The sequence below is a fragment of the Alistipes montrealensis genome (assembly GCF_018362775.1).
In the GTDB taxonomy this organism is placed as follows: Bacteria; Bacteroidota; Bacteroidia; order Bacteroidales; family Rikenellaceae; genus Alistipes; species Alistipes montrealensis.
The window spans coordinates 260,691-273,980 of sequence record NZ_JAGYXY010000001.1 but is presented as its reverse complement, the minus strand read 5'-3'; the positions used below and the strand labels follow the sequence as shown (position 1 = coordinate 273,980).

Sequence of the window (13,290 nt, the reverse complement as noted above, 5' to 3'; positions counted from 1 at the left end):
GAGCAAAGCATAATCTATGAAAAGTCTTAAAATAGCAATAGCGGTTCTCATCGGCCTCGTGGCCGTGAGCTGCTACAACGATTTCGAAACCCCGGCTCCGCGGAAACTCTATACGAACGAGGATATGACGCTGATGGGGCTTACGCCGATTTCCATTGCCAAGGTGAAGGAAAAATTCGGTCCTATTTCCAATACCGGAACCAACGATGACTTCGCTTCGACCAGGAGTCTCAAGTTCGGAACCCGTACGGCCGACGAGGCCGGTTTCCCCGGCCTTTCGGACTGGCCCGAAGCTGCGAACTATTACATCAAGGGCAAGGTGATCAGCAGCGACCGCCAGGGTAATATCTACAAGTCGCTCTTCATTTACGACGGTACGGCCGGTATCGAACTCAAACTCTATCCGGGCCTGTATGTGGACTATCTGCTCGATCTGGAGACGATGAAGAGCCAGTGGGTTTACGTGCGTCTCGACGGTCTCTACCTGGGTAACTACCGCATGATGCTTTCGATCGGAGGCGCTCCTTCGGACGGTATCAATACGGCCGGCAACCATAAGTACTACGCCAATTCGAACCTCGACAATCCCAAGGTTGCCGCCCTGAATGTCTTCCCGGGCGAATATACGACGCTCGAAGCGAACGATATTCTGGAGGTAACTTCTTCGAACTACAAAGAGGTGCTGGGTACGCCTGCCAATATTGAGAAGAGCCTGGGCCGTCTGGTGCGTTTCAAGGGTGTGAAGATCCGCTATGCGGGCGTGAAGAATCAGGACGGCGTAACTCCCCCGAGCCTCAAAAACGGCGGAAATGCGAATCCCTATCCGAGTTGGATCGTAACCGACTGGGGAACGCCGATCTTTGGCGCATGGTATCGCTGGGCTTACAACAGCAGCGAGCAGAACATCCGACTGTACGGTTCGGTGCTGATGAGCTATAATGACGAGGCGGAGTATACTTCGGATCCGGGCATTTACAGCATTCGTACGAGCGGTTACAGCCAGTTCGCCATGAAGCCCATCCCGAAGGACGGGACAGAGGGCACGGTGCTCGGCATCTTCGGTATCTACTCGAAGCAGAGTACTTTTACCGGAGGTTCGAACGACTGGGCGCAATACCAGATCTCGGTGAGCCGCATCGAAGACCTCGACTTCCCCAAAGAGTCGCTGCTTTCCGATGAATGGATCACGGCGAATACGCCTTCTGAGTCGCTGAATCCGCCCGTGAAGAACGCCGGCGACGACTACGACGGCGAGTAATTCCGCTTTCGGGCAATAAAAAACTGCGACTCTTCGGGGTCGCAGTTTTTTTGTGCTGTGGAGGCAGATTGCTTGCGGCAGCAGGAGTGCCGGATTGCTCGAAGCGACTTTGGTTGTGGGTTTCGGGGCATCTCCGTTGCAATAGGAAGAGGCTCGGCCGCGCGCTGTGCGTCGGCGTATGCCGATAAACGGGCGAAAGCCCTTCGGCGGAGTAAACCGGTTGCAGAGCGAACGGTTTACGGGATTATCCGGATAAAGAAAAGGCAGCCTTAGCGAGGCTGCCTTTTCAGAAATATCTGCTTGTCGGTGCTTATTTCGAAGGACGCATGATCACCTTCATAAGGTTGCCGTCGGCAAGAATCTTCTTGGCAATGGCCTGCACATCGGCATTGGTCAGGTCGCGGATTGCCTGCTCGTGGTCGGCGACGTAGTTGAGTCCCGACTCCTCCTTGATCTGGAGGTATTGCATCCAACTGCCGTTCTGTTCGAGGCTGTTTTTCCAGCTCTTGAGCATGAATTCGCGGGTTTTCTCGATATCCTCGGTCTTGGGACCGTTTTCGGCAATCTCTTCGATCTCTTTCATCACGATCTCGCGCAGTTCGTCGGCCATCTCCTCGTTGGTGTCGAATGCGATGGTTACGCCGTATGTCTGGTGGGGAATATACGTCGTCGTTCCCTTGACTCGCACGCCGTAGGTTCCGCCCTTCTCCTCACGGATCGAGACCAGGTAACGTGAGTTGAGCGCCTGCGTCAGGAAGGTCAGGGCCATCTTCTCCTTGAGCGTGTAGGGCATCTTGCCGGTGAATTGGTAGACGACCGAAACCTTGGGCTGCTGCATCGGAACGGTGAATTCCTCGGTAACTTCACCCGTGACGGGAGCCACCTTGTCGTCGACGTAGTTTATCGCTTTCTTCGACGTGGGAATCGAGCCGATGTACTTTTCGACGAGCGGTTTGAGCGTCGCAAGATCGACGTTACCCACGAACGTGAAGACGAATCCGTTGGCGCCGGGGTAGAGCTTCTCGTAGATGGCAGGCAGTTGCTCGAAGTCGAACTTGTCGACGATTTCTACCGAAATCATCTGACGGCGGGGGTTGTTGCCGTAGGTGACATCGATGACTTTCTCCTGCATCAGATAATCGGGGTTCGTTTTTGCGTTGTCGAGCTGTGTGCGGAGCATCTTGATCAGGTTGTCATAATCGTTCCGGTCGAAGCGGGGCTGCGTGAAATTGAGGTAGAGCAATTGGAGCATCGTCTCGATATCCTTGGGCGAGCAGACGCCGCCCATGGCACTCGTGTAATTCTCCACCGAAGGCTGTACGGAAGCCGATTTGCCCGAAAGCTGTTTCTTGAGCTCCGTGGCGGAGAACTTGCCGACGCCCGACATCGAGTTCACGGCGGGCATCATCTCGCCCATATAGAACTCCTCGTCCGAGAGCAGCGACAGTCCGCCTTTGGCTACGGCGCTCATGCGCACCTCGTCGGCCTTGTAAGTCGTGGGTTTCACGACGATTTTCGCACCGTTGGCCAGCGTCCATTCGGTCGTGCCGAGCAGCTTGTCTTCGGTCGTCTTCTTCACGGGCGAACCTTTGAGCTCGGTTCCTTCGGCGATCAGCGGCTCCTTCACCACGTTGTCCTCATAGGCCGTGATTTCCGCTGCGGCGACTTTGTCGCGGATGGCCAGAATCTCCTCGGCGGTCGGTGTCGCGAGGCCCTCTTTCTCGGGGGCATTGACCACGATCACCTGGTTCGTCGGAGTTATGGTCTGCTGTGCGAATGCGTTGACGGCATCGACGTTGAGCATCTTGATCAGCATGCTGTCGAGTTTCCATTCGGTCTCGGCGTCGGGCATCGGGTGATTTTTCCGGAAGCCGTCGAGGTAGGTCTGTACGAATTCGCCATTGCGGCGGTCGTTGCGGTTGGCGTACGAACGTTCGACCTGACGCATCAGGTTCTCCTGGGCGCGTTCGAACTCACCCTGCGTAAATCCGTAGCGGCGCACCTTTTCTATTTCGGTGTAGAGCGTTTCGAAGCCGCGGGCCAGCTTGCCGTCCTGCGTCATGGCCACGAATACGGTAGCGTCGAGCGTCGGGATGATGCCGATTACATCGCCCGTACCCATGCCGGCTCCGAGGAACGGCGCATCGGGCTGCATGGCGATCTCCTGCAGACGGGCGTTCTCCATGGTGGTCATGTAGGCTTCGATTATGTTGGTCGCTTCGGCGAGCATTGTATTGGCCATCTGCTTGGGAAGGGCCGGACGCTTGATGAAGACCTGCACCTTCGTGCCCTGCATTTCGGGGTCGGTGAAGATGCTCACGATGGGTTCCTCGTTGTCGGGAACCACGATGGTCTCTTTCTGCGAAGCATTGGCCGCTGGAGCCGGAATGTCGGCCATCAGCGTCTTGATCTGGGCTTCCACGGCGTCTACGTCGATGTCGCCGACGATCACTACGGCCTGGTAATCCGGACGATACCACTGGTTGTAGAAATCCTCCAGTTCCTTGTGCTGGAAGCTCTTCAGTCCGTCGAGGTAGCCGATCAGGTTGCGGTGCTCGTATTTCGAGCCCTTGCCCAGAGCTTGCAGCATCTTCATCGACGAACGCCACGAAGCGCCGTCGCGCGTGCGGAGTTCTTCCATGATCACGCCGCGCTCCGAGTCGATCTCCTTGGGCTCCAGGGCGATGAAATGCGACCAGTCGTGCAGGATCAGCAGCGCCGAGTCGATAATCCCCTGGCGTGAGGTCGGTACGTCCGAAATGTTGTAAACCGTATAGTCCCAACTGGTTCCGGCATTGAGATTGGCGCCGAATTTCACGCCTACGGTTTCCAGATACTCCGTGAGCTGTTTGCCCGGGAGGTTTTTGGTTCCGTTGAAGGCCATGTGTTCCAGGAAGTGGGCGAGTCCTTGCTGCGAATCGTTCTCCTGGATGGCTCCCACGTCGTGGAGGATGTAGAAATCCGCCTGGCCTTTCGGCTTTTCGTTGTGGCGGATGTAGTAAGTCATTCCGTTTTCCAACTTGCCCGTGCGTACCTCCGGGTCGACGGGGATGGGTTGGTTCATCTGTGCCACGGCGCTGCCTGCGGCGAACGCCGCTACGGCCAGCATCATTAATTTTTTCATAGGCTTTGGTATGAGGGTGTTATTCTTTCGTCTCTTCGGGGCGGTATTCGATGATGTCCCCCGGCTGGCAGTCCAGTTCGCGGCAGATCGCTTCGAGTGTCGAGAAGCGGATCGCCTTGGCTTTTCCGTTCTTGAGGATCGAGAGGTTGGCGGGCGTGATGTCGACCCGTTCGGCCAGTTCGCCGAGCGACATTTTGCGTTTGGCCATCATTACGTCTATATTTATGATTATCGCCATAATTCCCTCCCTTCTCCTTGTTTTGGTTTCAGTTCTCTCATGTCGGCGTTATTTTAAATAGTGTATTTCTGTTCCTCGCTCAGGTTCTGGCCGATAGCAAAGACCTCGGCGGCGAAAAGAATCAGGATACCCATGATAATCATTGCATAGGAGATGTGGAAACCCGTGTCGACGGTGTATCCGCTGTCAGCAAGCAGTTCGGCGGCGCGGTTGTTCATCACCCAGTTTACAGCGTCGCTGATCAGTTCGGTGACGATCGTCAGCATGCCGATCGCACGCAGATACCAGACGTTGCGCTTGTCGAGCGTGCGCTCTTCGCGGATCGAGCGGCGCAGCGAATGTATGATCATGAACATCAGTACGATGATGGCCAGGTAGAGGAGCGGGCAAAGCATGACCAGCGCATAAATCCATGCGCTGCCGCCTACCGAACGGAAGGCCAGTCCGAGTGGCGACGCCTCGGGGGCGTCCTGTTCGACGATCAGTTCGAGTTGCCGGACGCTCGCGCTGATTTCGCTGCCTGTGGTTGCGGCGACCTGGACGACGTTTTCGGGTTGTCCTGTGATGCGGATGTCTCCCAGCATGTAAATCATGCGCGGGACGCCGGATTTCCATTTTTCGGCAATGTCGTGGCCGAGTTCCATGCCTTCGGCCGCACCCCGTGAAAAGTTGGGCAGGACCCCATGGGCGATGCTGGCTACGAGTACGATAAAAAACGTAATGTAGATGACCAGCAGGCGCTGCAGGAGTGATTTTTTGTTCTGCATGTGTTACTCTTTTGGTTTTAACTGATGCAAAGATAGGATTAATTTTCGAAAAACAAATAATATTTATCGTTTTTCGATAATTTTTTTAGCGTTTTGAAGTTTCAAGATCCAGAACTCGACAGGGATTCGTCCGGCGATCCGGGTGAAAATGAAACAAAAGCGTCCGATGACCATACACGGGCGTTTTCGTACTCTCAGAGGCCCTGAATGTGTCGGAAATGGAAGGACAACGGTAGTATGGACGTGTTAACTTTGTCTTAGCTTTGAACGAGGATATAACGCAAACTGATAAATGTATATTAAAAAAAGTCACTAACCCTTAAAAAGCAAAAATTATGAAAAGCCTACTCTTAACTGCAGCTGTTGCTGCACTGGCCTTTACCGGCTGTGCGACTGAAGATACTCCGGTCGGCCCCGAAGACCTTGCGGTTAAATTTTCGACCGAAATTTCCAGTGTTACGCGAACGGCGCCGACAATCAAGAAAAATTTTGAGGACGGAGATAAATTCAGCGTTACGGCTACGAGCGGATTGGGAGCCGCCATGCAAACTTCGTGGATGGATGGTATCGTCTTGTCTAAGACGGGGAGTGCCTGGAGCAGCCTTGGGGATACCTACTACTTCAAAAAAGGCTATAAGTATTCTTTCTCTGCTTATTCGCCTACGGAAACAGCCCTTACGATGACAGCCCCCGAGGCTGTGCCTTATACCGTATCCACCACTCTTGCCGACCAGAAAGACCTGTTGTATGCCTCTGCTTCCAAGGATTTTACGAAGGCAGATGAAACGGCTGTCGTAAGTTTGGGATTCCAACATGCCCTTGCACAGGTGCGCTTTACGGCTAAGACGACAGAAGATTATTCGGCTTATTATACCGTAACCCTGAAGACGATTGAGCTTCAGGAAATCAATTCGAAAGCTAATCTGAAGTTCAGTGACGGTACCTGGACTTCGCTGACAACGCCTGTCAGCTATTCTATTACTTACGATAAGGTCTTGACTGCAACCGAGGTGGAGATGACTAATGCCAGCAACGATGTGTTGATGCTGATTCCGCAGAATCCGCAGGATAAATCAATGGTGATTACGCTGGATGTAGCAGCCGTCGAGAACATGGGCGACAGCAATCTCAATGGAAATAAAACGGTTACCTTGACTGTTCCTGCAACGGCCTGGCTGAGCGGATATGCATATACCTATGATATTACGCTGAATTTGGATTCGACGTTAGGTATCGTTCCTTCGATTACCGACCCTACGATCAGCGAATGGAAGGATGGTGGGAAGATTCCGGTCAACAATAAGTGATTGAACAGACAGACAAGAAGGCCGCATCTATCGGATGCGGCCTTCTCTGTTTTACGGGGTGAAATTTACTCTACGTTGTCTTTCATCTGCTTCCAGAACGAAGCGTTGATCGACATGCCGATCGACATAAACAGGACTATCAGCACGAACATGACGACGAACGTGATGAAGCCGACGTTGATCAGGCCGCAGATAGCGCTGAAAACCAGCATGACGATCGAGGCGAGTACTCCGAATACGAGGATGACGAAGAACATCGTCCATTTGCTGCCGTAGGTAGCGTCGTTCGAAGCCTTGATGGCCTGCATCGGGTTCTTGCCTTTTTCGATCAGGAAATAGTAGGCCAGCGACCATGCGATCGAGAGCACGATGCCCGGAACGATCATGAAGATCATGGCGATGTAGATGGGAATGACCATCAGGCCCATGGTGATCAGGAATTCACCCATGTAACGGCGGTACTTGCTGTCGAAGATTCCCAACGGATTGATTACCTCGCCTTTGGCAAGCTGCGTCGGCAGCAGTGTGATGGCGATGAAGGTTCCGATGTTGATGTAGGGGATCCAGATCGTGATTAAAAACAGCACGACGGCGGCAATGACCGACGGGGCATTCTTCACGCCGATGGCGACGGAATCTTTGAGGGTTTCTCCGAAATCAAGTTTTTTTACTTCCATAACTAACAATTTTTAAGGATTAGCGTCTTTCACAAATATATGAAAAAAATCGTATATTTGCCTGCATAACCGTAAAATTCAACGAAATGGCCGAGAAATCATGCTATAATTACCGGGTCGAACCCCAGGATGTGGACTTCACGCTGCGGGCGACGATTCCTTCGCTGGGCGGTTCGATCCTCAATACCGCAGGCATCGACGCCCACGGAAAGGGTTTCGGCGTCGATGCGCTGAACGCCGACAATCATTCGTGGGTGCTTTCGCGTATGGCCGTCGAATTCGATTACCAGCCCACCCAATATACCGACTATACCGTTGCTACGTGGATCAGCGATTACGGCCGCGTGCTTTCGACGCGAAATTTCACGCTGACCGACCTTGCCACGGGCCGTGAATTCGGCCGTGCCGTGACGCAGTGGGCCATGATCGACCTGCAAACCCGCTCGGCGATGGACCTTTCGTGGGTGGGCGACGCCCATGCCGACGCTATTGTCGATGCCGCGCCTCCGACGGACAAACCGCGCAAAATCCGTGAAGTAAATCCGACCGAAACGGTCGAACATCGCGTGGTTTACAGCGACATCGACTTTAACCGCCATGTCAACACGATGCGTTATATCGAGATGATGCTCGACATGCTGCCCGTCGAAATACTGACGCAGGAGGCTTCCGTACGGCTGGACATTCATTTCCTCCGGGAGTGCCGTTTCGGGCAGACGTTGCGGGTGGGATGCGAGTTGCGTGACCGCTCGGCGTTGTTCGAAATTTCGGGCGACGAAACGACGGCCGCCGTGCGTGCCTCTATCGAATGGAAATAGGCCCTCGGGGAATGCTCCGGAAGGTGTTTATGGAACGGGTTTTGCAACTAAGGCTGCAAAACCTTTTTCATTATGGAAAGCGCAACTAAAACACAAACGAAAAACAAGTATCAGGTAAGCATCGACCTGCTGAACGATGCCGTAGGCAAGGAGATCGCCACCTCGCTGCAATACATGTATTTCCACACCCATTTCGAGGATGACCGTTACCAGTATCTCTCGAAGATCATGCGTGAGATTTCGATCGCCGAAATGCGCCACATCGAGGAATTTTCCGACCGCATCCTGTTCCTGCAGGGCGACGTGGACATGAACGCTTCGTTCCGCACCAAGCAGATTACCGACGTGAAGGAGATGCTGCGCATGGCAATGCAGCTCGAGCAGAGCACGATCGACAGCTACAACGAGGCTTCGCGCATCGCTTCGGAGAACAAGGACGCCGTGACGCACAAGATGTTCCAGGACATCATCGTCGAGGAGGAAGAGCATCTCGATACTTTCCGCACCGAGTTGCAGAATGTGATCGACTACGGTGAGGAGTACCTTGCACTGCAATCTGCCGCCGGCAGCAAGCATACGTCGAAGAGTTTCAAACATTCGGGCAGCGGCGAATAGCACGCCCTTCGGACAAAATCTTCGGGGCCCCGGTTGCGGGGCCCCGTTTTTTCGTATCTTTGTGAAGAGAAGTCCTGCATTGCAGAAAGATGATTTGCATACTATGAAAATTACGATTTTGGGACCTGCGCACCCGTACCGCGGCGGCTTGGCGTCGATCATGGAGATCATGGCCCGCACGTTTCAGCAGCGGGGCAACGAGGTCGATATCAAGACTTTTACGCTCCAATACCCCTCGCTGCTGTTTCCCGGCGAGAGCCAGACCGTCGCGACTCCTCCTCCTGGGGACCTTCGTATCTGCCGGTGCGTCAATACGATGAATCCGCTGAACTGGATTCGTGTCGGCCGCCGTATCCGGCGCGAACGCCCCGATTTCGTGCTGATGAAGTATTGGACGCCCTTCATGGCCCCCTGCTTCGGGACCATCGCCCGCATCGCCCGCCGCAACGGCCATACGAAGGTGCTGTGCCAGATCGACAACGTCGAACCGCACGAACATCACCTGACCGACAAATCGTTCAACCGCTATTACCTGCGTTCGGTCGACGGTTTCGTCTACATGTCCGAACAGGTCCACAGCGAACTCAAACCATACAGCGAAGCTCCGGCCCTGTTCTCGCCGCATCCGCTGTTTGAGAATTTCGGCGAACGCGTCGGGCGTTCGGAGGCGTGCGTGCGCCTGGGCGTGGACCCTGCAAACCGCTATGTGCTTTTCTTCGGGCTGATCCGCGATTACAAGGGATTGGATCTGCTGCTCGACGCCTGGGCGCAGCTCAAACGGGCGGGCCGCACCGAAGGCCGCCGGCTGATCGTCGCGGGTGAGTTTTACACGGCGAAAGAGCCGTACCTGAAACAGATTGCCGACAACGGGTTGCAGGACGAAGTTCTGCTTCACGACCGCTTCATTCCCGACGACGATGTGAAATATTACTTTTCGGCGGCGGATTTCGTCGTCCAGCCTTATAAGACCGCCACGCAGAGCGGTGTGACGCAGATCGCTTACCAGTTCTGCGTGCCGATGGTCGTGACGGCGGTCGGCGGACTGCCCGAGATCGTACCCGACGGGCGTGTGGGTTATGTTTGCCCCCCGACGGCCGACGGGGTTGCCGCGGCTATCGGGCGGATGTACGAAGGCGATACGCTGACGCGTTTCCGGGAAAACTGCGTCGATGTGCGCCGGCGTTTTTCGTGGGCCGAGATGTGCAGCCGCATCACGGAACTCTACGGCATGGTGGCCCCGAAATAGGGTGCAGGCCGGCAAAGGCTTACATTTTTGGTATTTCGTTTGCTATTTGGGCGAAATGGACCTATCTTTGCCGGACCTAACCTTACTCTCGAATAGTGGCGTCACAATCGATCAATCTGAAAAGCAGATTGCTGAATCCGTATGTCGTGTTGGCCGTGTGGGTGCTCTGCACCCTCCAGATCTGCATCTCGCTATCGTTGGCCGCTCCGGCCAGCTACAATAATTTCCTGGTTTTCCGCGGGGTTTTCGACCACCTGTTCTCCTCGCTGCCCCTTTACGAAGCTTATCCGCTCGAATACGGCGACCTGAACCATTACGGTCCGGTCTTCGGGTTTATCATCGCGCCTTTTGCCGTGCTGCCGGTGTGGCTGGGCCTGTCGTTGTGGTGTATGTGTCTTTCGCTGTCGCTCTACTGGGCGGTGCGGCGGCTTCCGCTGCCCGTCGTCCTGACGACCCTCATCCTGTGGCTGACGCTCAACGACTTCTACGGAGCCTGTTTCAAGCAGCAGTTCAACATCGCGGTTGCCGCGCTGGTCGTCGGGGCGTTCGTCATGATCGAGAAGCGCCGCGAAGGGTGGGCCGCACTGTTCATCGTCATCGGTACGTTCGTCAAAATCTACGGCATCGTCGGGCTGGCTTTCTTCTTCTTCGTGCGGCGCAAATGGCGGTTTATAGGCTACATGGCGCTGTGGAGCGCCGTGGCCCTGCTGCTGCCGCTGTTGTTCGTAAGCCCCGAATACCTCTGGGCGCAGTACCAGGCGTGGTACGTCGACATTGCGCAGAAGAATGCCGAGAACATGTTCTGCGCCTATACGAATATCTCGCTGGTGGGCGCCGTACGCAAAATCAGCGGATCGACCGCCTACTCCGACCTGCTGATCATCGTCCCCGCCATGCTGATGTTCCTGGTTTCGTACCTGCGCATCGGGCAATATAAATACCTCGGCTACCGTCTGACGATCCTGGCTTCGCTGTTGCTGTTCGTCGTGCTGTTCAGCAGCGGCAGCGAAGTCAGCGGCTATGTGATCGCCTCGCTCGGCGCGGGCATCTGGTGGGTGACACTTTCCCCCCCCCGGCGCGGCTGGCTTGAATGGCTGTTGCTGGCCTTAGTCCTCTTCGCCAGTTTCTCCTATAACCTGCTGCCGACGAAGTTCTACCGCGGCGTTTTCATGGCCTATGCGCTGCGTGCATTGCCGTTCGCTGCCGTCTGGCTCCATTGCATCTGGCGGCTGTGGCGCGAGGACTTCGCTGCGACGGACCTTGCTCTGGGATATGGACCCCGTCCGACACAGGACGACGCGTTCGAAGAACCCCGTCCGGCACAGCCCGGCGATACGCTCGATATCGTCTGCCCCTGCTACAACCCGCAACCGGGATTCGTCGGTTCGCTGGCACACGGACTTGAGGAGTTGCGCGGATTCTATCCGGACAAGCAACTGCACCTGATCGTCGTCAACGACGGTTCGCCGCGCAACTTCGGGGACGAGCAGCGTGCCGCTCTCCGGCAGGCCGTTCCGGGAGTCGAGATCGTCGATATTCCCCACGGGGGAAAGGGCGCGGCCATCCGCGCCGGTATCGCATGCTCCCGGGCGCCTTACACCATCTATACCGACATCGACATGCCCTATACCGCCGAGTCGATGCGCGAGGTGGTCGACCGGGTGTTCGCCGGGGAGGACGTGGTGATCGCCGTCCGCAACCGGAGCTACCATTCGCAGCTTTCACCCGTACGCAAACTGATGTCCTACGGTTCGAAGATGCTCAACCGCATCTTCCTGAACATCCGCCATACCGATACGCAGGGCGGCCTGAAAGGGCTGTCGCCCCGAGCCCGGGCAGTCATGCTGCGCACGCGGATTTCCGACTTTTTGTTCGACACCGAATTCGTCGTCCTTGCGGCGCGCGACAAACGCCTGCGCATCGGGGAGGTCGAAACTTCGCTCCGCGACGGGATCGTCATGTCGAAGATGTCCGGGCGTGTGCTTTTCCGTGAATTGAGAAACTTTTTCCGCATAGCCATCCGCTTATGACAGTAACACTCGGTTTCGATGTCGAGGAGTTCGATTTCCCGCTCGAAAGGGGACGGAAAATCGACTTCGATACACAGCTCGCGGTGAGCACCGAAGGGCTGGAATTCCTGTTGCAACTGCTTGCACGGCTCGGCCTGCGGGCGACGTTCTACACGACGGCCAATTTTGCGCTCCACCGCCCCGAACTCATCCGCCGCATCGTCACGGGAGGACACGAGGTGGCCTCGCACGACTATTATCATGGATTGACCGCCGGAGCCGACCCTGCCGGGAGCAGACAGGCGCTCGAAAAGCTGACCGGGCAGACCGTGACCGGTTACCGTGCTCCGCGCCTGGCCGCGGTCTCCGCCGCAACGCTTGCCGCTGCGGGTTACAAATACGATTCGTCGATCAACCCGACCTGGATTCCGACGCGTTACAACAACCTCCGCGCTCCGCGTTCGGTGTCGCACCGTGACGGACTGGCAATTTATCCGGTTTCGGTCTCCGCGCCCTTCCGGGTCCCTTTGTTCTGGATTTCGCTGCACGTCATGCCGCTGCCGCTCTATAAACAGCTTTGCCGCAGTGCCCTGCACCGCGACGGGCACTTGAACCTCTACTTCCACCCGTGGGAGTTCTCCGGACGGTTGAAAGACCCTGCATTCGGCGTTCCGGGCTATCTTTCGCATTGTTCGGGACCAGCGTTGCAAGATAAGTTCACCTGGCTGCTGGAGTGGCTGAAATCCCGCGGATGCCGTTTTACGACGACCCGCGAATACCTCGGATACGATGAATAGGGTAGGAATGCTGATCCGGACGCTCTACGAGAGCGCTTTCGTGCGTTTCGCCGTCGTAGGCGGCATTGCCACGGGAGTCAATTATGCGACCTATGTCGTGCTGGTAAGGCATTTCGACGACCTCAGGCCCGCCTTTGCCTACGTCTGCGCCTTCTGTGTCAGCATCGTGTGTAATTTCATCCTGTCGAGTTATTTCACTTTCCGCGTGCAGCCTTCGGTAGCGCGTGCCGCGAAGTTCCTGGCGGCTCACCTGATTAACCTGGTCAACGAACTGGTGCTGCTCGAAATCTGGCTGTGGGTAGGCGTGCCGAAACTCTATGCGCCGCTGTGTGTATTTGCGGTCGCTTTTCCCATCAATTTCTTCCTGGTGCGTTTCGCCCTGCGCGGTCGCCTGAAAATCTGAAAAAACAGGGGCCTGCCGTGCATCGCACGAC

The 13,290-nt window shown here is 55.7% G+C and carries 12 protein-coding genes; 8 read left to right on the top strand and 4 right to left on the bottom strand.

The annotated features are described in order from the left end of the window. The first annotated feature begins 16 nt into the window (after positions 1–16). Positions 17–1,258: a DUF5689 domain-containing protein gene (locus tag KG007_RS01130; protein ID WP_213346987.1), complete on the top strand. Its 1,242-nt coding sequence runs from the start codon at positions 17–19 to the stop codon at positions 1,256–1,258. A gap of 310 nt (positions 1,259–1,568) precedes the next feature. On the opposite strand, the gene KG007_RS01125 is transcribed toward KG007_RS01130, so the two are convergent. Genes KG007_RS01125 through KG007_RS01115 form a run of 3 tightly spaced genes read right to left on the bottom strand, consistent with a single transcriptional unit; the run spans position 1,569 to position 5,387 of the window. Further along, positions 1,569–4,367, bottom strand: a complete 2,799-nt coding sequence (locus KG007_RS01125; RefSeq protein ID WP_213347333.1) for a M16 family metallopeptidase — start codon at positions 4,365–4,367, stop codon at positions 1,569–1,571. 34 nt (positions 4,368–4,401) lie between these two features. Continuing rightward, complete coding sequence (locus tag KG007_RS01120; protein WP_195458167.1) at positions 4,402–4,620, bottom strand: helix-turn-helix domain-containing protein; 219 nt, start codon at positions 4,618–4,620, stop codon at positions 4,402–4,404. Between the two features lie 53 nt (positions 4,621–4,673). After that, a complete protein-coding gene (locus KG007_RS01115) occupies positions 4,674–5,387 on the bottom strand; it encodes a DUF2975 domain-containing protein (protein WP_195458166.1) in 714 nt (237 codons plus the stop codon). A gap of 335 nt (positions 5,388–5,722) precedes the next feature. Here KG007_RS01115 and KG007_RS01110 point away from each other — a divergent pair, with 335 nt between their 5' ends. Further along, positions 5,723–6,694, top strand: coding sequence for a fimbrillin family protein (locus KG007_RS01110; protein ID WP_213346985.1), 972 nt, complete (start codon positions 5,723–5,725; stop codon positions 6,692–6,694). A gap of 65 nt (positions 6,695–6,759) precedes the next feature. Here KG007_RS01110 and KG007_RS01105 read toward each other — a convergent pair whose 3' ends face one another. Beyond that, positions 6,760–7,371 (bottom strand): hypothetical protein, encoded by a 612-nt coding sequence (locus KG007_RS01105; RefSeq protein WP_213346983.1) that lies wholly within the window; start codon positions 7,369–7,371, stop codon positions 6,760–6,762. Between the two features lie 86 nt (positions 7,372–7,457). Here KG007_RS01105 and KG007_RS01100 point away from each other — a divergent pair, with 86 nt between their 5' ends. The 6 genes from KG007_RS01100 to KG007_RS01075 all read left to right on the top strand — a co-directional run bounded on the left by KG007_RS01100 (position 7,458) and on the right by KG007_RS01075 (position 13,259). Further along, positions 7,458–8,189 carry an acyl-[acyl-carrier-protein] thioesterase gene (locus tag KG007_RS01100; protein WP_213346981.1) on the top strand — a complete coding sequence of 244 codons (732 nt, stop codon included), beginning with the start codon at positions 7,458–7,460 and terminating at the stop codon, positions 8,187–8,189. Between the two features lie 72 nt (positions 8,190–8,261). Next, a complete protein-coding gene (locus KG007_RS01095; protein WP_195458162.1) occupies positions 8,262–8,804 on the top strand; it encodes a ferritin-like domain-containing protein in 543 nt (180 codons plus the stop codon). 103 nt (positions 8,805–8,907) lie between these two features. Continuing rightward, a complete protein-coding gene (locus tag KG007_RS01090; RefSeq protein ID WP_195458161.1) occupies positions 8,908–10,050 on the top strand; it encodes a glycosyltransferase in 1,143 nt (380 codons plus the stop codon). A 128-nt stretch (positions 10,051–10,178) separates the two neighbouring features. Then, positions 10,179–12,080, top strand: a complete 1,902-nt coding sequence (locus KG007_RS01085) for a glycosyltransferase 87 family protein (protein WP_229095297.1) — start codon at positions 10,179–10,181, stop codon at positions 12,078–12,080. Continuing rightward, positions 12,077–12,856, top strand: coding sequence for a polysaccharide deacetylase family protein (locus KG007_RS01080; protein WP_213346979.1), 780 nt, complete (start codon positions 12,077–12,079; stop codon positions 12,854–12,856). The genes KG007_RS01085 and KG007_RS01080 overlap by 4 nt, the downstream gene beginning before the upstream one ends. Continuing rightward, positions 12,849–13,259 carry a GtrA family protein gene (locus KG007_RS01075; protein WP_249413206.1) on the top strand — a complete coding sequence of 137 codons (411 nt, stop codon included), beginning with the start codon at positions 12,849–12,851 and terminating at the stop codon, positions 13,257–13,259. The genes KG007_RS01080 and KG007_RS01075 overlap by 8 nt, the downstream gene beginning before the upstream one ends. Positions 13,260–13,290: the final 31 nt, after the last annotated feature.

What these genes read in the sequence shown, in the direction of transcription:
- KG007_RS01130 (WP_213346987.1), top strand. Translation starts at nt 17, where the DNA reads ATGAAAAGTCTTAAAATAGCAATAGCGGTTCTCATCGGCCTCGTGGCC.
- KG007_RS01125 (WP_213347333.1), bottom strand. Translation starts at nt 4,367, where the DNA reads ATGCTGGCCGTAGCGGCGTTCGCCGCAGGCAGCGCCGTGGCACAGATG.
- KG007_RS01120 (WP_195458167.1), bottom strand. Translation starts at nt 4,620, where the DNA reads ATGGCGATAATCATAAATATAGACGTAATGATGGCCAAACGCAAAATG.
- KG007_RS01115 (WP_195458166.1), bottom strand. Translation starts at nt 5,387, where the DNA reads ATGCAGAACAAAAAATCACTCCTGCAGCGCCTGCTGGTCATCTACATT.
- KG007_RS01110 (WP_213346985.1), top strand. Translation starts at nt 5,723, where the DNA reads ATGAAAAGCCTACTCTTAACTGCAGCTGTTGCTGCACTGGCCTTTACC.
- KG007_RS01105 (WP_213346983.1), bottom strand. Translation starts at nt 7,371, where the DNA reads ATGGAAGTAAAAAAACTTGATTTCGGAGAAACCCTCAAAGATTCCGTC.
- KG007_RS01100 (WP_213346981.1), top strand. Translation starts at nt 7,458, where the DNA reads ATGGCCGAGAAATCATGCTATAATTACCGGGTCGAACCCCAGGATGTG.
- KG007_RS01095 (WP_195458162.1), top strand. Translation starts at nt 8,262, where the DNA reads ATGGAAAGCGCAACTAAAACACAAACGAAAAACAAGTATCAGGTAAGC.
- KG007_RS01090 (WP_195458161.1), top strand. Translation starts at nt 8,908, where the DNA reads ATGAAAATTACGATTTTGGGACCTGCGCACCCGTACCGCGGCGGCTTG.
- KG007_RS01080 (WP_213346979.1), top strand. Translation starts at nt 12,077, where the DNA reads ATGACAGTAACACTCGGTTTCGATGTCGAGGAGTTCGATTTCCCGCTC.
- KG007_RS01075 (WP_249413206.1), top strand. Translation starts at nt 12,849, where the DNA reads ATGAATAGGGTAGGAATGCTGATCCGGACGCTCTACGAGAGCGCTTTC.